This window comes from Oleiphilus sp. HI0043 (assembly GCF_001634935.1).
In genome coordinates, this window is record NZ_LWEY01001744.1 from 1 (window position 1) to 22,796 (window position 22,796).

The 22,796-nt window shown below is 44.0% G+C and carries 22 protein-coding genes and 2 tRNA genes; 4 read left to right on the forward strand and 20 right to left on the reverse strand.

Annotated features, from left to right (window positions below; all coding sequences use genetic code 11):
* Positions 1 to 29: 29 nt before the first annotated feature.
* Positions 30 to 1,238, reverse strand: coding sequence for a methyltransferase (locus A3729_RS26585; protein ID WP_068515858.1), 1,209 nt, complete (start codon positions 1,236 to 1,238; stop codon positions 30 to 32).
* A 259-nt stretch (positions 1,239 to 1,497) separates the two neighbouring features.
* Here A3729_RS26585 and A3729_RS26590 point away from each other — a divergent pair, with 259 nt between their 5' ends.
* Positions 1,498 to 1,896 carry a hypothetical protein gene (locus tag A3729_RS26590; RefSeq protein WP_068515856.1) on the forward strand — a complete coding sequence of 133 codons (399 nt, stop codon included), beginning with the start codon at positions 1,498 to 1,500 and terminating at the stop codon, positions 1,894 to 1,896.
* 15 nt (positions 1,897 to 1,911) lie between these two features.
* Here A3729_RS26590 and A3729_RS26595 read toward each other — a convergent pair whose 3' ends face one another.
* The 12 genes from A3729_RS26595 to A3729_RS26650 all read right to left on the reverse strand — a co-directional run bounded on the left by A3729_RS26595 (position 1,912) and on the right by A3729_RS26650 (position 11,948).
* Positions 1,912 to 2,313, reverse strand: coding sequence for a hypothetical protein (locus tag A3729_RS26595; RefSeq protein WP_068515853.1), 402 nt, complete (start codon positions 2,311 to 2,313; stop codon positions 1,912 to 1,914).
* A gap of 76 nt (positions 2,314 to 2,389) precedes the next feature.
* Positions 2,390 to 3,019 (reverse strand): hypothetical protein, encoded by a 630-nt coding sequence (locus tag A3729_RS26600; RefSeq protein ID WP_068515850.1) that lies wholly within the window; start codon positions 3,017 to 3,019, stop codon positions 2,390 to 2,392.
* Positions 3,020 to 3,034: 15 nt separating this feature from the next.
* Positions 3,035 to 3,964, reverse strand: coding sequence for a glutathione S-transferase family protein (locus tag A3729_RS26605; protein ID WP_068515846.1), 930 nt, complete (start codon positions 3,962 to 3,964; stop codon positions 3,035 to 3,037).
* Between the two features lie 552 nt (positions 3,965 to 4,516).
* A tRNA-Met gene (locus A3729_RS26610) sits at positions 4,517 to 4,593 on the reverse strand.
* 80 nt (positions 4,594 to 4,673) lie between these two features.
* Positions 4,674 to 5,768, reverse strand: coding sequence for a redox-regulated ATPase YchF (gene ychF, locus A3729_RS26615; protein ID WP_068515844.1), 1,095 nt, complete (start codon positions 5,766 to 5,768; stop codon positions 4,674 to 4,676).
* A gap of 138 nt (positions 5,769 to 5,906) precedes the next feature.
* Complete coding sequence (pth, locus tag A3729_RS26620) at positions 5,907 to 6,494, reverse strand: aminoacyl-tRNA hydrolase (protein ID WP_068515841.1); 588 nt, start codon at positions 6,492 to 6,494, stop codon at positions 5,907 to 5,909.
* Positions 6,495 to 6,537: 43 nt separating this feature from the next.
* Positions 6,538 to 7,176, reverse strand: a complete 639-nt coding sequence (locus A3729_RS26625; protein ID WP_068515838.1) for a 50S ribosomal protein L25/general stress protein Ctc — start codon at positions 7,174 to 7,176, stop codon at positions 6,538 to 6,540.
* A gap of 145 nt (positions 7,177 to 7,321) precedes the next feature.
* Complete coding sequence (locus A3729_RS26630) at positions 7,322 to 8,266, reverse strand: ribose-phosphate pyrophosphokinase (RefSeq protein WP_068515835.1); 945 nt, start codon at positions 8,264 to 8,266, stop codon at positions 7,322 to 7,324.
* Positions 8,267 to 8,414: 148 nt separating this feature from the next.
* Positions 8,415 to 8,489 (reverse strand) — tRNA-Gln (locus tag A3729_RS26635).
* 31 nt (positions 8,490 to 8,520) lie between these two features.
* Complete coding sequence (ispE, locus tag A3729_RS26640; RefSeq protein WP_068515833.1) at positions 8,521 to 9,462, reverse strand: 4-(cytidine 5'-diphospho)-2-C-methyl-D-erythritol kinase; 942 nt, start codon at positions 9,460 to 9,462, stop codon at positions 8,521 to 8,523.
* Entirely contained in the window at positions 9,447 to 10,031 is a 585-nt protein-coding gene (lolB, locus tag A3729_RS26645; RefSeq protein ID WP_197470009.1) for a lipoprotein insertase outer membrane protein LolB, read from the reverse strand. The genes ispE and lolB overlap by 16 nt, the downstream gene beginning before the upstream one ends.
* A gap of 69 nt (positions 10,032 to 10,100) precedes the next feature.
* Complete coding sequence (locus A3729_RS26650; protein WP_068554904.1) at positions 10,101 to 11,948, reverse strand: tetratricopeptide repeat protein; 1,848 nt, start codon at positions 11,946 to 11,948, stop codon at positions 10,101 to 10,103.
* A 250-nt stretch (positions 11,949 to 12,198) separates the two neighbouring features.
* Between A3729_RS26650 and hemA the strand changes: the two genes are divergently transcribed.
* The 3 genes from hemA to A3729_RS26665 all read left to right on the forward strand — a co-directional run bounded on the left by hemA (position 12,199) and on the right by A3729_RS26665 (position 15,313).
* Positions 12,199 to 13,464, forward strand: a complete 1,266-nt coding sequence (gene hemA, locus A3729_RS26655; protein ID WP_068634462.1) for a glutamyl-tRNA reductase — start codon at positions 12,199 to 12,201, stop codon at positions 13,462 to 13,464.
* A gap of 100 nt (positions 13,465 to 13,564) precedes the next feature.
* Positions 13,565 to 14,413: an acyl-CoA dehydrogenase gene (locus A3729_RS26660; RefSeq protein ID WP_068515820.1), complete on the forward strand. Its 849-nt coding sequence runs from the start codon at positions 13,565 to 13,567 to the stop codon at positions 14,411 to 14,413.
* A gap of 21 nt (positions 14,414 to 14,434) precedes the next feature.
* On the forward strand, positions 14,435 to 15,313 hold the full coding sequence (locus A3729_RS26665; RefSeq protein ID WP_068634463.1) for a CoA ester lyase: 879 nt from the start codon (positions 14,435 to 14,437) through the stop codon (positions 15,311 to 15,313).
* A gap of 48 nt (positions 15,314 to 15,361) precedes the next feature.
* Here the strand turns inward: A3729_RS26665 and A3729_RS26670 are convergent, their stop codons facing one another.
* The 7 genes from A3729_RS26670 to A3729_RS26700 all read right to left on the reverse strand — a co-directional run bounded on the left by A3729_RS26670 (position 15,362) and on the right by A3729_RS26700 (position 22,542).
* Positions 15,362 to 16,234 (reverse strand): ABC transporter substrate-binding protein, encoded by an 873-nt coding sequence (locus A3729_RS26670; protein WP_068634464.1) that lies wholly within the window; start codon positions 16,232 to 16,234, stop codon positions 15,362 to 15,364.
* A gap of 74 nt (positions 16,235 to 16,308) precedes the next feature.
* Complete coding sequence (glnK, locus tag A3729_RS26675; RefSeq protein ID WP_068509576.1) at positions 16,309 to 16,647, reverse strand: P-II family nitrogen regulator; 339 nt, start codon at positions 16,645 to 16,647, stop codon at positions 16,309 to 16,311.
* A 70-nt stretch (positions 16,648 to 16,717) separates the two neighbouring features.
* Positions 16,718 to 17,194, reverse strand: a complete 477-nt coding sequence (locus A3729_RS26680; protein WP_068509573.1) for an FKBP-type peptidyl-prolyl cis-trans isomerase — start codon at positions 17,192 to 17,194, stop codon at positions 16,718 to 16,720.
* Positions 17,195 to 17,239: 45 nt separating this feature from the next.
* Entirely contained in the window at positions 17,240 to 17,701 is a 462-nt protein-coding gene (locus A3729_RS26685) for a flavodoxin family protein (RefSeq protein ID WP_068509571.1), read from the reverse strand.
* Between the two features lie 69 nt (positions 17,702 to 17,770).
* Positions 17,771 to 18,943, reverse strand: a complete 1,173-nt coding sequence (locus A3729_RS26690) for an alanine--glyoxylate aminotransferase family protein (protein ID WP_082865477.1) — start codon at positions 18,941 to 18,943, stop codon at positions 17,771 to 17,773.
* 197 nt (positions 18,944 to 19,140) lie between these two features.
* A complete protein-coding gene (locus tag A3729_RS26695) occupies positions 19,141 to 19,956 on the reverse strand; it encodes an outer membrane lipoprotein-sorting protein (protein ID WP_068515813.1) in 816 nt (271 codons plus the stop codon).
* 204 nt (positions 19,957 to 20,160) lie between these two features.
* Complete coding sequence (locus A3729_RS26700; RefSeq protein ID WP_068634465.1) at positions 20,161 to 22,542, reverse strand: RND family transporter; 2,382 nt, start codon at positions 22,540 to 22,542, stop codon at positions 20,161 to 20,163.
* Positions 22,543 to 22,796 lie beyond the last annotated feature (254 nt).

Sequence of the window (22,796 nt, forward strand, 5' to 3'; positions counted from 1 at the left end):
AGTGCATCTCATGGAATGAAAATCGCTAGCTAGGTTTTGTTTTTCAAATGGGCCTTAATCAGAAAGTTTCTGGGGCTGACTGAACTCTCACAGAATGTCGATATTTGGCAATGATAGCCATTTTCCTCCAGAAACAAGCAGCGATCCAGTACCAGCCAGGTTTCCAACGCGCGCCTAAATAACATCCTTACCAGCTCTAGTTTTTCGTATTCTTGATACTTGGTTTGCCCCAGAGATTGGTAGTGTAAAAAGTCTATTGTTTGCGGCAGGTCAATATCTTTTAGCTGCGCACATTTTTTGCAAAAACGTTCGAAGCCTTCTTGAAGAATACGAATGCTGAGAGAGGGGCAAGGAAGGTATTGATCAGTATGTCTGATATCTTTTTGGAGCGTATCAAAGCCGAGTCGCCAAGCTTGTAGTTGTTTGCGCTTTCGGGTTTCAGCGGCCGATGCCGTATTACACTGTCTTGTCGCTAAACGCAAATCCTCATTGCTTAGGCTCAGTAGGGTAGTTCGGCCTACAAGTGATAGCGCCTGGTAGTTTTCAGAGCTATTGAAGCGGTGATAGCAGCATGGTGAGAAGGTCATTCTGTTAGAGTGACTTTCTACACCTTGCTTTAGCATATGTACATGCAGGCCACCGCAGGCATGCAAGGCAATTAGGTGATGGTTAGCTTCAAGCAGCTGAGACAGGTCATCATTCAATACATCACACTCTAGCGCCACAGTTTGATTGCTCAATTTTCTGGTGCGGGAAAGGATATTTGCCTGATTGACTAGCTGCGTATCAATCTCTAAACCGGTGACTTTTTGCTTGTATAGCTCTGATATTAATCGACCTAAATGCAACTTTCCGCAACACCATTCAATAAGCGGCGTTGTGGGTGGAGATTGGCTTTTGATAAAGGACTTTATCTGCGCTGCTTTTCTGCCAGGAATTCCTGTATCCCAAAATGCGGGTAGTTCTACTTCCTTTGTTGCTTTTGATGTCTCTGAAGCTGGAACGCTAATAAGTGAAAGGAGTTCAGACGCCACGGGGAAATAATTGGCTGCCGAGGCTAGTAAGTCCTGATCAGAAAGCTGAAGCGTATCAATATCATCTGAGCTAAGTGAACGTAACCAGGCTTGCAATTCGGGGTAATCATCCAAGCGAGAGTCAATACTAGAAAAAGCAGGCGGCTTCCAAAGATGCTCATAGCGTTTAAGGATTTGATCTAATTTCGTAAAACGAGCTTTCATCTGAATAAAAAGTTCTTAGGAGATCTTTAGATTATAAATTAGATATTCTATGACGAACGGATGCAAACACTTAAGCGCTTTTGTTTCGTTTGTTATCGAATTGTTACCCAGGTATGGAGCATGTGAGACGCTGGCCGATAAGGTTAATAAGGCTAGCGTAAGCGTCAGCTCAAGTTATCAGGCAAGCAAATTGCATCCAAACTTCATAAGCGTATAAAAGGCAAAAAACTGCCGAAAAATTGGCATTGAGAGGTGGATCATGGGTATTAATGCACAAGAACTCAATGATTATGTAATTCGTCCCGCACTCGCGGCTTTGGATGAACGCTCCCAATTTGCAGAACATTACTTATTGAAGCTAGCTTCTAAACGTTCCTCTTACGGTGAGCACTTGGTAGCCTCGAAGCAGTCTGATGGTTTAGGTATTTATGCGATTAGTCCTGAAAGTCACACCGCTTTATGGGATGAGTATTTAGCTTTTCAACCAGACCTGGCGAGTACCGTACGGGGTTTGGCTTCGCAAAGGGCATTTTTGGAAAACCCTCATGCTGAACTTGCAACCAATCTTGTTTATGCAAGCGCGATAGCCTGGTTGTTGACTCAGTACCGTAAGAATTGTGAGCAAGACCCGGTATCTGGATATGAGGATATTGCCTGATTTTCAAAGCAATTCTTAGAACGGCTTTACCTTGGCTATCTCTTCTTTCAAGCGTCGCTTATATTCATCCTGATCTTCGATATCTTTTAACTTTGCATAGATGGTTTGTAAGTCTTGTTTGTACTGTTTCATCTTCTTTACATCGTCGCTTAAGAAAATCGTATAAGCTTTCATTGAAAAGCCCAAGACCAGGATGAAAGGGAGCGATAGAAGTGAAATGGAATGTAGGGTCAGAACCACTAGCCACTTAAGCAAGCCAGAAACACTGTTCCTGTTATACAACGGTAAAGTGAGGGCGTTGGTCCAGACTGAATAGTTTTTTCGAAGAGCTTCAAGAGCTTTTTTGTGGCCGACCCAAGACGGTGTAAACATCGCAAGTAGATCATAGTCTTTGCCGTTATCGAGCCGAATACGCATATTGAAACCTTCAGAATATACAGAGGGAATTATAGTAAAGGTCTAGCAGGAATATGCCAAGTAATGAGGAACTATTTTATAGCTCCTGTGGTGCTTTGTTGAGGGGGGCTATTCGTGATTCGTTATACTGCTCTAAAGGAATTATTCGATATCCATCAGCTATTTGTAGTATCTTACTTCCCGCTGCCGATACTTTCTTTAAGCCTATAACAAACCCTACCAACAGACCTATACCGATGAGTACTAAGCCTATAATGGTGATAATTAACCAGCGATTGATACTGTCGACAATCGGCGTTACGGTTTCGTCCCGAACTGTTTTAAGTGACTGAGTTAGCAGCTCATTTGAAGGCTGTTGAGCCTTCTTAATGGTTTCGGGAAAGCTACCAGCTGCCCGATTGAGTTTGTTGGTCATGCTGTCTACTTTATCGGCCAAGTCATTAATCAAACGCAACTGCTCGGGAGAGAGATCCTGAAGATTTTCTGAAACCTCATCCAGGGCAAGAGATAGCTTTTCGCTAGCTTCTCGGAGAACTATGCCTGACTCCTTCAACTCCTTGATCTCAATATTAATAGAGACATATTTTCCAAGGTCTTCAGAGGGCTGTTCAGGTGAAGGCATCTCTATCGAATTTGCATAAAGCTTTGCGCTGATACTTAAGCTAAACAGTATTAGTATAAGGAGGGAGGTCGTAACGGCTTTCATTATAGGCTTGTCCTGTTATTGCTTTGGAAGGCGGATATTTACATCCACGGCATTACTAGGAAAGTGCAAATGTATCAAGCCAGTTTCCGGGTTGTTACGAGAAATAATCCAGCGCTGGCTGTCGACGCCTACTAAGGTTCCCGTTACGGGTACCTGTCGGTAGTCACTAGGTGCGATAACAACCTTACTGCCAATTCTATGGTCTGAGGTGTAACGCTTGTCTAGTTGCCGAGGTTGGGCTTCTCTCCCGATATCGATCGCCGTATCGATACTAATTTCATTGTCAGGAGAGTTGGTGAAAGCCTTCATTTTTTGGTACCAAGCCAACGCGGCTGTATTCTTGGAAATATCCTTTTTAAGGCCGACTTCCGTCAGAAACCAGAAACAATGATAAGCAGAGAAGTCTAGAATATTCGGTGTGTTACCACCGATAAACTCATTCGAGCTTAAGTTTTCTGATAGATAGCTTAGACCTTGCTTAATATGTTTGTTGGCTGATCTAGGGCTGCCGAGGGATACCGAGGCTTTGGCGCCCATTTCTATCCTGTCTTTCAAGAACAGAAGTAAATTCCATAAGCCTTTGTCTTTAGCAATACGTCGAAGTAATGATAAAGAGAATGCTTTATTTACACATGCAAAAAATAGCTTTGATTCAAGCCATTGTCTTTCAGTTAGAAGGCCTTGATTCAGAGCTTCGTTGGCTAACGATGGTTCGTCAGCGATAGCGGCGAGTTCATCAGCTATAAGGCTCGTATCACAAAAAATATCAGCTCCCACCTGTGCCACTGGTATTCTGTTATAACCTCCTGAAAGTAAGTCCAGTTTGCCTCGTGGCGGCGCTTCTGAGGTCAGACAGGAGGACCACTCTTGGTTGGTATAGCCAAGCATCGCTCTTATTTTTTCAGAGAAAGGAGACAGAGGGTAGTGGTGCAGTATTATGCTCATTGAAGATGTTCCAGAATAACAGGCTTAGTTGATATCCAGGCTATCTAAGCATAAAACTGTCTCGTGGTATAGTTCGCAATGCAAACTGCTGTATTTGGCTGTTGTGGCTAGGTGCTAGAACCAGGAGTGACGTATAGGCCGCTTCCGGAAAAACTGGCTCGATGACCTACATTGGTTAGCCTTAGTTTGTGTGATAAGGCTGCTACGTGTTTTGAGCAAGGTAATATGTTTTGAATATAAAGTGGTAATAAGCTCTGGATTGCTTTTTCTAATGAAAATCAGGTTAGTCGAAAGGCTGTTCTTGTTTCGTTGGAACTGAGAGTATGTGAATTATGTCGACTATCTATTCATGATATAAACGAATAACTCGAATATAGTTTGTGAATAAAATCCACTAATCTTTTAGGCTTGGACGGAATGTATGGTCGTTAATTTGACGAGGAGAGCGCTCTAAACTGTAGGGAGTAATAGGGGGTTAAGTCGTTAAGTAGAAGCACAAATAAAAACAGCCAGCTGACGCGAAGTCTAACTGACTGTATTTATTAGAATAATTGGTGGCTACACCGGGATTCGAACCTGGGACCCCATCATTATGAGTGATGTGCTCTAACCAACTGAGCTATGTAGCCAAAAGAGGCGCGTATTCTCTTGTTTTTACTGGAACTTGTCAAGCCAAAAATTTATAAAAAATACGCTTATATGCTATTGCTTAAACGTTGAAGCGGAAATGGATTACATCGCCATCTTGTACGATGTATTCTTTGCCTTCCAGACGCCATTTACCTGCGTCTTTGGCGCCGGCTTCACCGTTATTGTCGATAAAGTCATCATAGGCAATTACTTCGGCCCGAATGAAGCCTTTTTCGAAGTCTGTGTGAATCACTGCAGCGGCTTTAGGGGCAGGGTCGCCTTGCTTCATTGTCCAGGCGCGAACTTCTTTTACACCTGCAGTGAAGTAGGTTTGTAGACCAAGTAGCTCGTAGCCAGCTCTAATGACACGATCAAGGCCTGGCTCTTCCATGCCAAGGTCTGCTAAAAATTCATCGCGTTCTTCGTCATCCAGCTCAGCAATTTCTGCTTCTAGCTTATTACAGATCACGACGACTACAGCGTTTTCTTCTGCTGCGATTTCACGAACTTTATCTAGGTGAGGGTTGTCTTCAAAACCGTCTTCATCAACGTTGGCAATATACATTGTAGGCTTGATTGTAAGCAGGCAAAGCTCTTTGATAATTGCTAGTTCATCATCATTCAAACCAAGGCCGCGAACCGCTTTTGCTTCGTTCAAGTGAGGGAGTAGTTTATCCTCAAGTAGGCTCAGAGCATTCTTCGCATCTTTATCACCGCTCTTGGCTGTTCTGGTGAAACGCTTGATAGCCTTTTCTACGGTATCAAGGTCAGATAAAGCAAGCTCGGTATTAATTACATCAACGTCGGCTTGAGGGTTCACCTTGGCAGAAACGTGAACAACGTTTTCATCTTCGAAGCAGCGTACAACGTGAGCGATAGCGTCTGTTTCTCTAATATTAGCCAGGAACTGGTTACCGAGGCCTTCGCCTTTAGATGCGCCTTCTACTAGACCGGCAATATCAACAAACTCCATTGTAGTTTGGATAACCTTCGCTGGGCTGACAATGGCTGCAAGCTTGTCTAGGCGAGGGTCTGGCATGCCAACAACACCAGCGTTAGGTTCGATAGTACAGAAAGGAAAGTTTTCTGCGCCGATACCTGCTTTGGTAAGTGCGTTGAATAAGGTTGATTTGCCGACGTTAGGAAGGCCGACGATGCCGCAGTTAAAACCCATAATCTGAATCCCAGGCTGTAAAGTATAATTAGAAAAATTGGGCGCAAGTATACAGTAGGGTAGCGGGACAGTTAAGTATAAAAGATGAGCGCTTAGTGCTATTTTTTGTAATGCTGCTAAGGAATGCGAGTAATGGGCTTATTCTGCTTTAAAGCTATGGAGTTTTTGCATGGCCTTTTGCCAATCGCCACCAATGACTTCTTTCAGGTGCCTATCTGCTTCGTCGATACACGCAGAGAGTTGCTCGGCTTCTTTGGCTGTTGGTTTGCCAAGAACATGTCCGGTTACTTTGCTTGCATGGCCGGGGTGACCAATACCTAGACGCAAGCGCTTAAAGTTTTTGTTGCCGCCAAACTTCTCGATAATGTCTCGTAGGCCGTTGTTGCCTCCATGACCGCCGCCTTGTTTTAGCTTCATGGTGCCGCACGGGATATCGAGTTCGTCATGGGCGACGAGTACTTCTTCAGGGGAAATCTTAAAAAACTGGCAGATTGCCTGGACAGATTGTCCACTACGATTCATGAAGGTCGTCGGGAACAAGAGGTGTAGATCCTGGCCTTGAATATTAACTTTGGCATGAAGTCCGTGGAACTTCTTTTCTGGCTTAAGGTTTTGCTGATGTGCTTCAGCGATCTGGGCCAGAAAGATGGCGCCAGCATTATGGCGGGTGTTTTCGTATTCGGGGCCGGGATTACCCAGCCCCACAATCAGCTTGATTTGACTCATCGGAGCTTCTCTGACGCTATCAATTCATGCCGGATACAGAGAATTACTCTGCATCACCTTCTGCAGCTGCTTCACCAGCTTCGTCTTCAGCTTTACCCTTTGGAGTATGTACTGAACAAATTGGAAGATCGTGGTCAGCACCTTGCTGTAGTGCAGCAAGTGTAACGCCTTCAGGAAGTTTAAGGTCTGAAAGGTGAAGGATAGTTTCTGCTTCAACTTCAGTCATATCAACTTCGATGAACTCAGGCAAGTTACCAGGTAGGCAAATTACTTCAGCTTCAACCTGCTGGTGAGAGATCTTACCACCGCCCAACTTAACACCAACACAAGCGTCTTCGTTTGTGAAGTGAAGTGGAACGTGCACATGGATAGCTTTGTCCATATCAACACGCAGGAAGTCAGCGTGCATAACATCACCACGTGATGGGTGACGCTGAAGATCTTTCAGGATTGCTGGCTCTTCGTTGCCGTCTACACTGATTGTTAGAACGTGAGAGTAGAACGCTTCGTTTTCAAGCGATTTCTTGATCTCGTTTTCTTTCAGGCTAAGTGCGATAGGGTCTTTACCAGCGCCGTAAAGGATAGCTGGTACTAGGTTCTCAAGACGACGCAGGCGGCGGCTCGCACCTTTCCCCTGATCTGCTCGAGCTGTTGCGTTTACTACGAATGATGCTTCACTCATTTTTCTTTCCTCAAAGTTCACTAATATTCGCCCGCGACCAGACTAAATACCGTGAAGGTTAAAATAGAAAAAGCACCGAGGTGCTTTTTCCTGTACATCTATACCTGATTGAATCAGGTCTTAAGCGATTGTTTTAATTAATGTCTTAATCAAACAAGGCACTGATAGATTCTTCATTACTAATACGACGAATTGACTCTGCCAATAGGTCTGAAATTGTAAGCTGGCGGATTCTATCACAATTCATGGCTTTGTCACTAAGAGGAATTGTATCTGTGACGATCAACTCATCTAGTGATGACTTAGCAATGTTCTCGATAGCTGGGCCAGATAGCACGGGATGCGTAATGTAAGCGTAAACTTTCTTGGCGCCGTGTTCCTTTAGGGCGTCAGCAGCTTTACATAGGGTGCCAGCGGTATCGACCATGTCATCGATCAGTAGACAGGTTTTGTCTTCAACGTCACCGATAATGTGCATTACTTGAGAAACGTTAGCTTGAGGGCGTCGTTTGTCGATAATTGCCAGGTCAACATCACCAAGACGTTTTGCCATCGCGCGTGCACGAACAACACCGCCAACGTCTGGGCTAACAACCATAAAGTCGTCTTGAATGCGGCGTTGAATGTCATCAACAAGAACGGGGGTGCCGTAAATGTTATCTACCGGAATATCAAAGAAGCCCTGAATCTGGTCTGCGTGCAAGTCAACCGTTAATACTCGGTCAACGCCAGCGCCTGTGATCATGTCTGCTACCACTTTTGCGGTAATCGCAACACGTGTTGAGCGAACGCGTCGATCTTGGCGAGCGTAACCAAAATAAGGAACAACTGCAGTAATACGTGAGGCAGAAGCTCTACGTAGTGCATCAGTCATTACGATAAGCTCCATTAGGTTATCGTTGGTTGGTGCGCAGGTAGGCTGAATGATGAATACATCTTTACCACGTACATTTTCGTTGATTTCAACCGTGACTTCGCCGTCGCTAAATTTACCGACCTTAGCATTGCCCAGTGGTAGACGTAGTGCATCGACAACTTGTTGAGCCAGTTCGCGGTTGGCATTACCGGTAAATACCATCATTCTTGGCATGCGAGTTCAAGACCTCTTGAGTGTTTCGGCTTTCAGCTCTTTCAAGCAGTTTCCCGGGCTGAATAGTAAAAATACTAATACAGTAGTTTAGACCTCATCCGGAAGGTTTCTAGCTGTTTGCTTGATTGTTTTCTGAGCTGGGAAAATATGGCTGGGGTAGCAGGATTCGAACCTGCGCATGACGGGATCAAAACCCGTTGCCTTACCGCTTGGCGATACCCCAATAATCGTGTTGCTATTAACGAAGCGCTATCTTACGAATGGTCCCTTGCGAACCTTTTAGCTTCATCTAGCCTTTGAATTGCAGGAGAGAGATTGACTCCCTTGGCTATAAAGCCTTTGAATTTAGACTTAGCTTCATTCAAAACCTGTTTTGCTGTTGCCTCGTCTTTGACGATGCAGAAACAGCACGCTCCCGTTCCTGTAAGTCTAGCAATACCAAACTGGCTTAGCCACTGTATTGCCTCCTTGATTTGTGGGTATAGTTCTGAGATCAGTGCTTCGAAATCGTTGCGATACTCATCGCTAAGAAATTTCTCTGAACTGGTATCTAAACCATGTCCCTCAAGAGCGGGCGCTATTCTCTTCTTTGGCGTGTCTCTTGTCAACCTTTCATGCGAAAAAATTTTAGCCGTGTTGACGTGGCAATCGGGGGTCAATACAACGAACCATTCTTCGCTCATTGGAATTGGGCAGAGTTCATCTCCTATTCCTTCAGCCCAGGCGCTGCGGCCTTCAACAAAAACGGGCACATCGGCACCTATCTTTGCCGCTATTTTGGCTAATTGACATTCTTCGAGTTCAAGTCCCCATAGATGATTGAGCGCGATAAGTGTTGTTGCCGCGTTGGAACTTCCACCACCGAGCCCGCCGCCCATTGGTAGACTTTTTTCTAGATGAATCTTGGCGCCTAATAAGTGGCTACCTTTATCGAGTAGAATGCCTGCTTCTTTGAGTCTTTGTGCGGCGATAAAAATCAGGTTTTCTTCAGGAGGAATGTCGGCAATTTCCGGGGTGATTTCTATTTTTCCACTTTGATTGGCAGAAAAATGAAGCATGTCACCGCGGTCTAATAACTGAAAAACAGTTTGTAGCTCATGATAGCCTGGGTGCGATTGCTCAGGCCCTCGTCTGCCATTGATGTGCAAGAACAGGTTTAGCTTGGCTGGAGATGTCAGGCTTAAAGTCGGGTCCATTGTTTAATCGCTAGAATAATTCGCACCTTATCTCGTTCGAGCTTAATCTTTCCGGGCAGTGGAAGGCCGTCGATGAGGGTGTGTTTGCTGAAAGTTAAGTGCCAACCATTTTGTATTAGGCTGGCAGGGTAGCCCTGAGCGTCAAATTCTAACTCGTGTTGGCTGTCGGCAACAGGAATTCCTTTAACCCACCAGGGCAGTAATGAAATCGGAAGAGGAAACCCTAAAGCCTGATAGATCAAGAGATCTGGTTCATACGAGCTGACAGGCTGCTCACCGGCTTCGATAATCGTTAATAAATGAGGGTTTCCCTGTAGCTTGGATGCGCCAAGGCCGAAAAAGGTTGAGGAAAGGTCGATCACAAAGCTTGATTCAGCTTGGTGCCATTGATTGATTGCTACAGTAAGGGATTCTTCAGGTGTTCTTATGCCAATCTTGCCAATGAGTTTCCAGTTTCGGATGTTATCAATCTTTTGGGCGGTAAGAGGCCATTCAATTGGAGTTTCTCTTGATGTTTTGTGAGGTACGGTTTGTTGAAGGCTGGTGCATGCAGATAAAACGAGCGTCATTAGTATGAACAGCGCCCGGGTGAGGTGAGTGCTCGTTTTACTTGAAATGCCTAGAGCTATCATTACAAACTATTCTTTGGGCGCTTCGGGTGTTACTTGCTCGGTTTCGGGAGTTGAAGCTGAGCTGGTTTCTTTGTTAGTAGCTTGTTCATCTTCCGTGGGCGGATTCTCAATTATAATTAGTAATTCAGGGTCGAGTCTGTTGATGGTCTCAAGAAGTACTTCGTGTTCAGGATACTTCCGAAGAACATTGCTCCAAACATCTCGAGCCTCTGTTGTTTGATTTAGAGACCAAAGAACTTCACCCAAGTGTGCTGCGACTTCTCCATCCTGGAATTGTTGAAAGGCCTTGAACAAGAATACCAATGCTTCTTTATTTTGCTTAAGTCGATATAGTACCCAGCCCATGCTATCTAAAATGGCGGGGTTATTCGGCTTGAGCGCTAAAGCTTTTTGAATTAGTTCAAATGCTTCTTGAGTACGATCGGTTCGGTCGGCCAAGGTGTAGCCAAGTGCATTGATAGCAATCGCATTGTTCGGGTTCAGTTCTATTAGCTTTCTTAGATCTTGCTCCATTCCTGCCAAATCATCGTCTGCTTCTCGATTCATTGCTCGAGCGTAGAGTAGCTGGTCATCTTCGGGGAATGCTTGAATGGCGGCGTTGAGTGAGGCATTCATGCGGTCTGTTTCACCTGCACTAGATAGTAATTTAACTTCCAGTAGCCATAACTTAAGAGGGCTTGCTCCAGGTTTCTTTCTCAATTCAGCGAGTCTGTTTAGCATCTCGTCTTGCTGTTCGTTGTGAACCATTAGGAAACTTGAGCGCTCAAGAGATACTTCATAATGAACGCCAGCGCTTACTTTCTGGTAGAGATCGATAGCGTCATTGAAATTACCTTGGCTGTCAGCAATACGGGCTAAATAATAGTAGGCTTCATTAGCGTGTTGATTGGAGTCGATTAGCTGCTCGAAAGCTGCAGAAGCCTCTTCAACTTTTTTATTCTCTAGCATGACAATAGCGTGCGATAGTTTTAACCGCGATGCTTGGGGGTATTTAGTCAGTAGTGAATAGAATACCTCCTCGGCGTCATCGAGTTGTTTGTTTTCTATTAGCATTGTTGCATATAGACGACCAAGATTATGATTTGAGGGGAAATCGTCAAACTTGTCACCTGCATATTCAATAGCCTCTTCCAGTTGACCTTTATCATAGAGAACGTTGGCCTTGAGGACTGAGGCTGCTTCGAATTCTGGTGCGGCGTTTAGTATAGGCTCGATGATTTCAAGTGCCGCGTCGTATTCTTTCAAATTGCGTTGAGTGAGTGCGTAGCTATATCCAATCTCATGATTGTTAGGGTATTTTGCATATAAAGATTGATAAAGTAGGAGGATGGCTTCTTTATCTTCAAGAGGGAGGGCGCTTGAGCTGACTGCAAGGCCGTCTACTCGGGCATCACCGCCAAGCTCGATAATCTTTTCGATATGTTGCATGGCCTGTTCGTATTCGCGAGAAAGGGAATACTGATAGGTCAGAAGTTGATGTGCCGGAATGCTGTCTGGCTTTATATCAACCCAAAGGATTGCCATTTCCTTTATGGCCTCCATGTCTTTCATGTATTGAGCTGCATTTACAGCACGCTTAACAACACCTAAATCTCTTGTCATGCGCGCTTGTTGGATATAGTTAAGCAAGGTGATATTGAATTCTTGACGCTGGACAGCAACCTCTGCAACAAGCAGGTCGTAGAGCGTGTCTTTATTTAGGTCGAAATCTTGATACTCTGGAGATGTCTCAGATGAAAGCTTTTCACTACTTGCGGTGGTATCTGTCTCAGATTGCTTTGCTTTCATTAGGCTAGAGCAGGCGCTGAGTGAGAAAAGTGATGAAATTAATATAAGTTTGAGTAGTGCTTTCAATCTGAATCTCTTTTAAATAATTGAGGCTTGACGAGTTTTATGATGACAGATGGGTTTAAGGTGTCAACTTACCGTTCGTATAGTTTGGCCATGTGCTAGGGTTCATTTGTTTGAACTACTTTTTGTCGTGCTGTCGAGGCTTTAATCATAAAATAAGTGGCTTCTAGCTCTAAGAACTTGCTCTGTGTCATTGGCTTTCTATGTATTCTATTTGTAGAATAGCCGCTTTAAATCAAATTGCTTGGTATACATGTCGTTTTTGGCGTTTGGAATTAATCATAAGACTGCAACTGTCGACGTTCGAGAGAAAGTTGCGTTTGATTTACAACGTCTCGATATCGCGTTGGAGTCAATCAAAAAACTGCCGAATGTTAATGAAGCGGTTATTTTATCGACATGTAACCGAACAGAAATATACTGTGCTGGCAATCATGCAATTGATGTTTCGATGTTGCAGACTTGGTTGGCTGACTATCATTGTGTTAATTCAGAAGACCTCGAAAACTGTAGCTTTGTCTATGATGGTAAAGATGCGATTGTTCATTTAATGCGTGTTGCTGCTGGCTTGGACTCTCTTGTTCTGGGAGAGCCACAGATTTTAGGGCAGCTGAAATCAGCCTATGCTTCAGCACAAGAATATCAGGCTGTTCAAGGGAAACTAGGTCGGCTCTTTGAACATTGTTTCTCTGTCGCCAAGAAAGTACGCACTGATACGGCGATTGGTGAAAACCCAGTGTCGGTCGCCGCTGCTGCCGTCAATATGGCTCGCCAGCTCTTCTCAGATTTTTCAGACAATACTGCTTTACTTATCGGGGCGGGTAAAACCACTGAGTTAGTGGCTAGGCACCTGAAACAAAGTGGTATTAAAAAGATCATAATTGCAAATCGAACGCTGGCTCGTGCCCAGGATCTGTCGAGTCTGGTTGAAGGTGAGGCAGCTTTATTAGGTGATATTCCAGATTTATTAATCGATGCCGATATTGTGATTGCGTCGACGGCTAGCTCCTTGCCTATATTAGGCAAGGGGGCTGTAGAGAGAGCTTTAAAGCATCGTAAGCACCGACCTTTCTTTATGGTGGATATAGCGGTACCAAGAGATATTGAACCTCAGGTAGGAGAGTTATCTGATGTTTACCTTTATACCGTTGATGACTTAAAAGATGTTATTGATGAGAATGTAAAAAACCGAGAAGGCGCTGCTCAAGAAGCTGAGCGGATGATTCTTGAGGGAAGTGAATATTTTCTTAATCGTCAGCGTGTTTCTTCAGTTGGTGATAGTTTGAAACGCTTTAGATCACATGCAGAGACGCTTCAGCAGAAGGAATTAGAGCGCGCTCTAAATGCCTTGCGTGGAGGTGCGGACGCCGAACAGGTAATTACTCAATTATCTAGGGGCTTAACGAATAAACTAATTCACCATCCTACGATTAGTGTTAGACGAGCAGCTGAAGATGGCAAGAATGAAAAAGCAGATTGGTTGTTAGATTTGTTTGGTATCGAGTCATTAAGTGATTAGTTTCTGCATTATTATGTGTTGCGCTTAAATTTCCAGTTCGAACATATTCGTAAATCAAATATATAAGAATTTTAGCTATAAAAGATCCAAGGGAGTCTCTATGAGCGATATAGATATTGAGTACTTGCAGCAGTGGGTAGGAAAGCAAGAAACCAAAGAAGATGATATTAGTCTTTTTCAGGCGCAAGCTTTGGCTGCGGCACTTGATAACGAGACTCTACCCGAGAAAGGTGATGCCTTACCTCCATTTTGGGAGTGGATGTATTTTCTGCCAACGCCAAAAGCCAGTGCAACAGGTGTTGATGGGCACCCGGATAAAGGTGGCTTTTTACCCCCTGTACCACTTCCTCGCAGGATGTGGGCGGCCGGTGAGGTTGAGTGTCATAAGGCTTTGATTATTGGCCAGCCGGCCTCTCGATTATCGACGATTGAATCTGTTGAACTTAAAACGGGTAGTACCGGCGTGTTGGTTTTCGTTAATGTTCGCCATGATATTTCACAAGCGGGTGAGCTGTGTATCAGCCAGGTACAGAATATTGTTTACCGGGAGCAACCAACAGAAAGAGCTGAGTTGCCACCAGGCAAGCCTGCGCTTTCTGAAGCCGATTTTTCGCAAGAAATCACGCCAAACCCAGTGTTGCTATACCGCTACTCGGCGCTGACTTATAACGGCCATCGTATTCATTATGATCGCGACTACGCGGTAAACGAAGAGCTGTATCCTGCCTTGGTTGTTCATGGGCCATTGCTGGTGACTTTATTGTTAGAACTTAAACGTCATAATATTGCCGATAAATCTTTGAAAACCTTCAAGTTCCGAGCGGTTAGACCGACGTTTGATACCTCGGTGTTTACCGTGTCTGGTAAGCGGGATGGCGATGATTTATCCCTATGGTCTGCTGATAATGATGGTTTTACTTGTATGACAATTAAAGCAAGTTTGGCCTAAGGATTCGTGAGCGAGAATAAAATGAAGAAATTAGACTACCCAGGCTGGCGTACGGCCTTGTTTATCCCTGTGCACATTGAGAAATTCGTCGCCAAAGCGCATACGCGTGGTGCTGATGCTTATATTCTGGACTTGGAAGATAGTGTTCCGCTAGAGCAAAAAGCAGAAGCTCGAGAGTATGTGGTCCCGGCTGCGAAAACGGTTAGCCAGGATGGTGCTGCTGCATTGGTAAGAATCAACCTTGATGAGCGCTTTGCCATGGACGATGTTGTCGCGTCGGTCAGTGAGCATGTTAGCGCGATTGTAGTGCCAAAGGTTGAGTCTGCTGACCAGTTACGGAAGTTCGCCGCTAAGATTTCTAAATTGGAACAGGAGCGAAATATTCCTCAAGGGCATACAGCGATTATTGCAATGATTGAGTCGGTTGATGCTTTACCCAAACTGGATGAAATCGCCTCAGCAGACCCGCGTGTTGTGGCGATGACTTTAGGCTCTGAAGATTTCTCGGCGACAGCTGGCATGCAGCCACTTCCTCAAACCTTGTTGCTGCCAAATCAGGTGCTGGCATTTGCTTGTCGTCGTGCCAACATTATGCCTTTGGGTTTTCCAGGTTCGATAGCTGACTACAGCGATATTGATGCATTTACTGAAACGGTTAAGTTTGCCAAGCAGCTAGGTTTTGTAGGAGCCTTCTGTATTCATCCTAAGCAAGTAGAAGTCATTAATGCAGTATTGACGCCTAGCGCGGAAGAGGTAGAACATGCTGAAGGTTTGCTTGCTGCATTTGAAGCAGGCTTGGCTGCAGGCAAGGGAGCCGTTGAATATAAAGGCAAGATGATTGATTTGCCGGTTGTAGAGCGGGCAAGAGAATTATTGAGAAATGCTAAAGCTTTAGCATAGCCGACCTCTTTACTAGTGAGGGCTTGCTTATAGTGAGCCTCTTTCTAATTACTTAAAATATTTTTGATAAACCGTCTGAGTATATCCGCTTTCTTGTAAGTGCTTTAATGCTTGTTGGAATTGATAAGCAACGGAACCTTTATGGGGGCTGGTTTTTTGATTGTTAAAGCCTAAAGCGCTGTTTTTATCAAATCTGCTATTTTGTTGTTGCTTAAAGTGTTTTGAGTTAATAGAGAAGGCCGCTTTTAACGAAGAGTATTCCTTCTCAATTGCATTTGGGTGAAGCCGTAGGCCAATGTCACTAAACTGCTTAATGCGGTTTCGTTTTAAGTAATAATCCAAGATATCTATATCATATACATAGAAATTACCTCTACCTAGTTTCAGTGCCTGAATTGCTTTATCAATAGGCAATTTGCCCATTTTCTGAATACTTACTTGAGGAGCGCCTTTGGCATATTCAGCGGAACTACCTCCTAAAGGGACAAGCAAAGTACCTTTCGCCTTCTCAAAGTCTTTTATTTCGAAGTCTGTAATGTCTGAGACTAAGGCTTGTTTCGATAGAAAGCCATTGTCCAGCCAATATAAAAACTGTGATCTTTTTTCTGAAAAACCAGACGAAGGATAGAAATCGATATCACCTTCTTTAAGGTGATGATAAACACGTTTTTTAGGTAACCTTACGATTTCAAGTGAGAGTCCTATCATCTCTGCTGCTTTAGAGAAAAGTTCTCGGTATGCACCGCTATTATCATTTTTGTTGCCGATATAGGGCGGTTTGCTGCCTTCTTTATAGCCAAGAATGATAGTAGATTTATTGTCGGGAGAGGTGTGTGAAGTTTTTTCTTGTGAATAGCTAAGAGAGGCTTGTAAAGAAAGAAGAAAGCTTAGAATGAATACCCATCTTGTTGGATGTTTCATTTGTGCCTCCTTTTAGTTAGCTGCTTTGAAGCTGAGCTAATGCGAGTAGCTCACTACTCGCATTATAGGCTTATCTATACAGCGTCACTACCGGTTTCGCCAGTACGGATTCGAATCACTTGCTCAAGTGATGAAACAAATATCTTGCCGTCGCCGATCTTTCCAGTATTGGCTGCATTTGTCATCGCTTCGATAACTTTATCTAGCATATCTTCACTGATCGCTACTTCTAGTTTAACTTTTGGTAGAAAGTCTACAACGTACTCAGCGCCACGATACAACTCTGTATGACCTTTCTGGCGACCAAATCCTTTAACTTCAGTAACTGTTATACCCTGAACACCGATTTCTGATAGTGCTTCACGTACATCATCAAGTTTAAAAGGTTTGATTATCGCAGTAACAAGCTTCATTCTATTCTCCGTTATCTTAAAAAGACTCGTAATTGTTCTGTTACGAGTAGTTATATCTCACTATAGTTGTTTATTCATTGATGCCAAGCAACTCAACATCAAAAATTAGTACCGAGCCAGCCGGGATGGCGCCAGCAGCTCTATTTCCGTAGCCAAGTTCGCTCGGAATAAATAATCGGGTCTTCTCGCCAACCACCATAAGTTGCAGACCTTCAGTCCAGCCTTTGATAACTTGATTCAAGCCAAAAGAGATAGGTTGTCCGCGAGCTACGGAACTATCAAAGACAGTGCCATCAGTTAAGGTGCCATGATAATGAACTTTAACTTTATCGTTTGCAGTAGGGTGGGCTTCTCCCGTACCGGCTTGAAGTACCTTATATTGAAGACCCGACTCGGTTGTGACAACGCCTTCTTTGGTCATGTTTTGGGCAAGAAACTCACTGCCTAATTGTTGATTCTCAACGGCTAGCTTTTTGTTTTGATTAGTGCGGTGGACGATGAATGCTGCAAGTGCAACAACAAGTATGACAACAATGATTTTTAACACGGGTGATTTGCCTTTTATTAAATCGGTATTGGAATGAAATAGATTCTAAATGATTCCCTGATCAAGTGCACATGCCATTGCGCCACCTAATTCCGAGCAATGGCTCTCAAACTCTTTTTGGTAAGCGCCTTTTAGTAAAAGGGGCTCCTGTACCCATCGCCACTTAAGGCCAGTGGTAATGGTTTCGAGAGCACGAATTGTACCTGTGCCATCATGACCGGCTCTAATATACGCGGCACAGGGTAAGCCTTGTTTCGCTTCTAAGCATGGGTAATAGCAACGGTCGAAGAAATCTTTGAGGGCACCACTCATGTAGCCTAGATTCTCGGTAGTGCCGAGTATAATGGCGTCTGCACTTAGTACATCTTCTGCTTGTGTTTCAAAAGGAGTTTTCGACTTGAATTCAACTTGCTCAAGAGCTTGGCTGATGACACCCTGGCACAGAGCTTGTTGTAAGGCTTGTGTATTTTCAGACGGGCTGTGGGCGACCAAAAGGAGTTTTTTCATTTCGCTTTGCTTGAGATACAAAGCTTAGGGTAGGAGTGGATTACTCATACCCTAGCCCTGTCTATTGGGTTATGGGTATGCATTCTCTACTGCAGACATTGCAGCGTCGACATCGCAGCTATGTCCAAGTTCGTTAAGCACCGCGCCTAAAGAGCTAACGCAGTAATCAACGTTTTTACGATTACAGCCATTGCCCATTAAGCCGATTCGCCATGCTTTGCCAGCAAACTTACCTAGCCCTGCACCAAGTTCCAAGTCGTACTGGTTAAGTAGTGTTGATCTAACAGTCGCATCATCAATACCTTCTGGAATCTTCACTGCATTAAGTTGAGATAGGCGAATATCTTTAGGCACTAGCATTTCAATGCCGAGCGCTTCTAGACCAGCAACCAGTGCCTTATGGTGCAGCTCATGACGTTCCCAAGCGCTTTCCAAACCTTCTTCTTTAAGAATTAATAGCGATTCGTGTAGTGCATACAAACTGTTAACTGGCGCAGTATGGTGATAAGTACGCTTAGCACCTTCACCCCAATAGTCCATGACCAGGTTTAGATCGAGGAACCAGCTGTAGTTCTTAGAGCTTTTGGCTTTGATCTTTTCAATTGCTTTAGTGCTAAAACTGACCGGAGAGAGACCTGGGATACAAGATAAGCACTTTTGAGTGCCTGAATAAATTGCGTCTATGCCCCAGTCATCAACTTGAACATCAGAACCGCCTAAAGAGGTGACGGCATCAACGATTGAAAGACAGTTATGTTGTTGAGCTATTGCACATAAGGCTTTTGCATCAGAGCGAACACCGGTAGAGGTTTCAGCGTGAACAAAAGCGATCATTGAAATATCAGGATTTTCTGAAAGCTTCTGGTCTACTACTTCTGGCTCAACAGCTTCGCCCCACTCAAATTCGATGGCTTCAACCTGAGCGCCTGCGCGAGTCGCGACTTCTTTCATGCGCATGCCAAATACGCCGTTAATGCAGACAAGAATTTTGTCACCCGGCTCAACCATATTCATAAAGCAGGTTTCCATACCAGATGAACCTGGTGCAGATACCGGAATCGTAAGTTCGTTTTTGGTTTGGAAAACGTACTGAAGAAGAGATTTTATCTCATTCATTAGCGATACAAAGCTAGGGTCCATATGACCGATGGTTTGCTGAGATAGTGCTTTAAGTACTCTTTCGGAAACATCTGACGGGCCAGGGCCCATTAAGATGCGGTTTGGAGCGTGAAATGATTGCATAGTTCGGGTGCTGCCTGTGTTACTGGTTAGTTCTGTATTATTTTATTAAAAATATGAAGATGCCAGTATAGACGCGAGAGTATGACAGGGCGATGTTTATGCAGCTAAAAAAGAAAAAATGTACAAACAATCACATTATCTGTGACTGGATGTACATTTTTTGCAGTGCTGTTTAGGTCAATAGAGCGGAAATTAGACTAGCGAGCGCGCTTCAAGCTGTTCTTGGTGAAGTCACTATCACTTAGCCCGGTAGAAAACTGAAAATTGCTCCAGATTAAGTCAGTGCTTTTACCTGTCTGGTGATTCTGCATCTTCATCACATTCGGGCGCCAGTATTGGTCAAGATATTGATTGTAATCACTAGAGTTGAGGGTCTTTAGTAGCGCTTTTTTACGGTCATAAAATTCAATTTTATGGACGCGGTATTCACTCTGGTCGATCCAGGCAATTTGGCTTGTGTAGCCAGAGTTTTTATCTGTTGGGAAGCGTTTAACAACAAAGCAGGTTTCTGTGCCACACGCTTCGTCTTTTAAGTACTCATAGCTATACTTTTCAACTTCTTGTGAGCTTAAGTCTTCGAAGGCAAACTCACTTCCCATGAATGGGCCAGACTTGTTTTTAGACGCGATTCGCTTAACACGCTTTAGTGCTGGTAGGAATAACCACTGATCATCCGCATCAACTTTGTGCGAGAACGTCAGTAAAGCAGTACCACGAACAGTTTTAGGCTCATCAAATATGGTTAAGCCTTTGTCACCATCATTTTCGACTTCGAGGGATTTTACGCGCAAAACACGAACACTTTCTTCACCACGTTTGTTGCGTAAGGTCATCGTCATGTCAGCAGTAGAGTCCTTCCAACCAGTGTTTCGCTTATCAGATTCAATGGCGATAGCTAAACCTTTTTCTTGAGGTGTTTCTGCAAAGGTGTTGCCTGAGAGGCTCAAGGCAGTAAAGCAGGATAATATCGCGATGGATTTCTTTACACCGCGAGCAGAAAGGTTAGATAGCATGGATATTGTCCTCGGTCTTGTTATCTTGTTAGTTGGCACTGCAGCAGCATCATTGAGAAACTATATGATGATGCTAGAAGCTAGCGCCTATTAGATACGAAAATGTCGATTAGTTAAACTGAAATCCCTTACTTCGTTTGGAACGGTACTTTCCATGAGTAGAAAGTAGCACTATCAGTTTGTTGAGTTACCTTTTTAGGTGACTTAGCCATTTAAGGGTGCTCTTTGATCTAGGATACCTTGATCATCGATTGTTAAATCTTGCTTAGCTTTTTTACGTTTACTTCCAACCAAAAACAGTAAAAGCGGTGGAAGGAAGAAAAAATCAACAAGTAAAGCGACAACGATGGTTACGGCCGTCATCAGTCCCATATCGGAGTTCATAGAGAAGTTGGATATAGCTAATACAGCAAAGTTCGCAAATAGAATAAATGTGGTGACCAACAGCGCAACGCCAACTGTACTAAAGGCATAGCGAATCGCATCCTCGGTAGATAGCTGATTCTCTCGCTTGGCACGTAAAAATTTACTTAAAAAGTGAACGGTGTAGTCGACGACGATCCCCAAGGTCATTCCGAATACAACAGATAGTCCAATACCGATTTGTGCAACGGTCATTCCCCAAACACCAAAAGCAACTAAGGCCGGAAGGAGATTGGGAAGTAGGCTAACAAAGCCGTAATATGCAGAGCGTAAACTGAAAGCCAACACAACAGAGATAATGATTAAAGCGATAAATGTACCTTGTAGCATGGAGCGAATGTTATTCTGACCAATATGAGCGAACATGATATCGCTACTTATCCCGTGGGAAAATTTAAGGCTAGGAATATTTTCGGAAAACCAGCTCTGAGCACGTTCTTCCAAAGCGAGAAGCTCCGAAGTAGATGTTTTCGCTAGATAGCCTGTTAAACGAGTCTTGGCTTTGTTGATGTCCACTTGGTTGTTCAAGTCGAGTCCGTAAGGGAGTGACATTTCATAAAGTAATAAATACTGTGAGGCGAGCTCTGCATTATCAGGGAGTTTATATGCGCTAGGGTCATCACCATGCATATTTTTGTTCAGACGCTTCATGACATCAGTAAAGGTCGAGACGTGTTGAACTTCTGGTTGAAGCTTTAACCAGTTTGCTGCCTTTTCAAGGTTTGCCAAATACTCAGGCTCGTTGATTCCACCTTCTTCCTCGGCTTCAACAATAAAGGATATGTAGCCTAAGCCGGTGAGCCTTTCTCTGGTAAAATCAGCTGCCTGTCTTTGTCTCATTGGCTCGTCAAAATACTCGACCCATACGTCATTCAATTCGTTTTGAGGTAAGAAAGAAATGCTGCCAGCCATAATAACCATTGTGCCAATGAGTAGACGTTTAGAGTGTTTGATGACCCAGTTTGATAGCGTAACTGTCCAGCCGCCTTCTTTATGCTCGCGTGATTGAACTCGGAATGGCAGAAGCATAATGAGTGCAGGCAGTAGCAATACAGAGAATCCCCATGCACCAATTACGCCTAAGGCGACAATATTTCCTAAGTCCCGGAAGGGAGGGGAGTCGCTAAAGTTCAGAGACAAGAAACCAATTACGGTTGTGACACTGGTTAAAAAAACGGGTTGCTGATTGATACGTAAGCTTTCGATAACAGCCTGAGCCTTGGTTTTCCCTGACTGCATTTGCTGGAAGAAAGATGCCAGGATATGAATCGAATCGGCGATTGCTAGTGTCAGAATCATTGTTGGTGCATTGGCGGATGCGGTGGTGATATCCATACCCAGCCACGCAGAGATACCAAGCGCGAATAGGATTGAAGTAATAATGACAACTATGATGGAAAAGCTACCTGAGAAGACCGTAATGATGCTCCGGCTTGCAGCAAACATGTAGATCGCAATGCAGGTGATGGCGATCAAAAATGCTAAGGGGACGATATGCGATAAGTCATACATCGCCGCATCTTTGAAGGCATTGTCAAAGATGATTTGTCCGGTCACATATACAGTCAGGTCGGGATACTTTTGATTTAAATGAGCTTGAATCTCGTAGGCTGCAGCGGCTACTTCGGGTGTTTCTTTACTAGGATCCAGCCCAGGCATTTCCATAGAAACGTTGACGCCGGTAACATCGGCGTTAGCGGCGATGAGGCGCCCGGCAATTGAGGGCTCATTGAGTGCGACACTCTTTGCGTACGCAATTTCACTGCTCGATAAATTGCTTGCATCTGTAACCAGGTTGTCTACCAAAAGGTCATCGTCTTCTGCAATAGTGTGTTGGTAATTGGTAATAGAGTCCACGCGTATTGAGTAGGGAAGTTGCCAAGACATTTCGGTAAGCTCTTCAATGATGCTTAAAGTCTCTCGAGTAAATATATGGCCATCTTGGGGGGCGAGGACAAACATGACGTTGTCACTTTTTGTAAAGGTTGCCTGTAAATCTTCGAAGGCTTTTAGGTGGGGATTATCATCACTAAAATAAATCCGGTAGTCGGAGCTAAATTTTGTTTGCGGTAAACCTGTGGCGGCAAGAAATACCACAAGCAATGAGGCGAATACCACCAGTAAGCGAAACTTAACAAGAAAATGGCTTATGCGTTCAATCATAGCGTAACCTACCTAATGTTTCTATTGCCGCAGAATGCCTGTAGCGAGCATGATAACTATACTTAAAGGTTGTGACCGGCGGTCATGAATTTAGAATACTACGCTTTGAACAGTGTGAATACAATGAATAAAGATATTTGAAGCTAAGAATAACTTTTCTAAATATGGAAAAGTAATAATGCTAATGGCTTAATAATGGGATAATTGCTGTGACGGAAAATCTTCTTATAGGTCTTATAGTATTGGCTTGAGAA

Excerpts from the sequence above, each read along its gene's own strand:
- A3729_RS26585 (WP_068515858.1), bottom strand. The coding sequence starts at position 1,238 with ATGAAAGCTCGTTTTACGAAATTAGATCAAATCCTTAAACGCTATGAG.
- A3729_RS26590 (WP_068515856.1), top strand. The coding sequence starts at position 1,498 with ATGGGTATTAATGCACAAGAACTCAATGATTATGTAATTCGTCCCGCA.
- A3729_RS26595 (WP_068515853.1), bottom strand. The coding sequence starts at position 2,313 with ATGCGTATTCGGCTCGATAACGGCAAAGACTATGATCTACTTGCGATG.
- A3729_RS26600 (WP_068515850.1), bottom strand. The coding sequence starts at position 3,019 with ATGAAAGCCGTTACGACCTCCCTCCTTATACTAATACTGTTTAGCTTA.
- A3729_RS26605 (WP_068515846.1), bottom strand. The coding sequence starts at position 3,964 with ATGAGCATAATACTGCACCACTACCCTCTGTCTCCTTTCTCTGAAAAA.
- ychF (WP_068515844.1), bottom strand. The coding sequence starts at position 5,768 with ATGGGTTTTAACTGCGGCATCGTCGGCCTTCCTAACGTCGGCAAATCA.
- pth (WP_068515841.1), bottom strand. The coding sequence starts at position 6,494 with ATGAGTCAAATCAAGCTGATTGTGGGGCTGGGTAATCCCGGCCCCGAA.
- A3729_RS26625 (WP_068515838.1), bottom strand. The coding sequence starts at position 7,176 with ATGAGTGAAGCATCATTCGTAGTAAACGCAACAGCTCGAGCAGATCAG.
- A3729_RS26630 (WP_068515835.1), bottom strand. The coding sequence starts at position 8,266 with ATGCCAAGAATGATGGTATTTACCGGTAATGCCAACCGCGAACTGGCT.
- ispE (WP_068515833.1), bottom strand. The coding sequence starts at position 9,462 with ATGGACCCGACTTTAAGCCTGACATCTCCAGCCAAGCTAAACCTGTTC.
- lolB (WP_197470009.1), bottom strand. The coding sequence starts at position 10,031 with ATGACGCTCGTTTTATCTGCATGCACCAGCCTTCAACAAACCGTACCT.
- hemA (WP_068634462.1), top strand. The coding sequence starts at position 12,199 with ATGTCGTTTTTGGCGTTTGGAATTAATCATAAGACTGCAACTGTCGAC.
- A3729_RS26660 (WP_068515820.1), top strand. The coding sequence starts at position 13,565 with ATGAGCGATATAGATATTGAGTACTTGCAGCAGTGGGTAGGAAAGCAA.
- A3729_RS26665 (WP_068634463.1), top strand. The coding sequence starts at position 14,435 with ATGAAGAAATTAGACTACCCAGGCTGGCGTACGGCCTTGTTTATCCCT.
- A3729_RS26670 (WP_068634464.1), bottom strand. The coding sequence starts at position 16,234 with ATGAAACATCCAACAAGATGGGTATTCATTCTAAGCTTTCTTCTTTCT.
- glnK (WP_068509576.1), bottom strand. The coding sequence starts at position 16,647 with ATGAAGCTTGTTACTGCGATAATCAAACCTTTTAAACTTGATGATGTA.
- A3729_RS26685 (WP_068509571.1), bottom strand. The coding sequence starts at position 17,701 with ATGAAAAAACTCCTTTTGGTCGCCCACAGCCCGTCTGAAAATACACAA.
- A3729_RS26690 (WP_082865477.1), bottom strand. The coding sequence starts at position 18,943 with ATGCAATCATTTCACGCTCCAAACCGCATCTTAATGGGCCCTGGCCCG.
- A3729_RS26695 (WP_068515813.1), bottom strand. The coding sequence starts at position 19,956 with ATGCTATCTAACCTTTCTGCTCGCGGTGTAAAGAAATCCATCGCGATA.
- A3729_RS26700 (WP_068634465.1), bottom strand. The coding sequence starts at position 22,542 with ATGATTGAACGCATAAGCCATTTTCTTGTTAAGTTTCGCTTACTGGTG.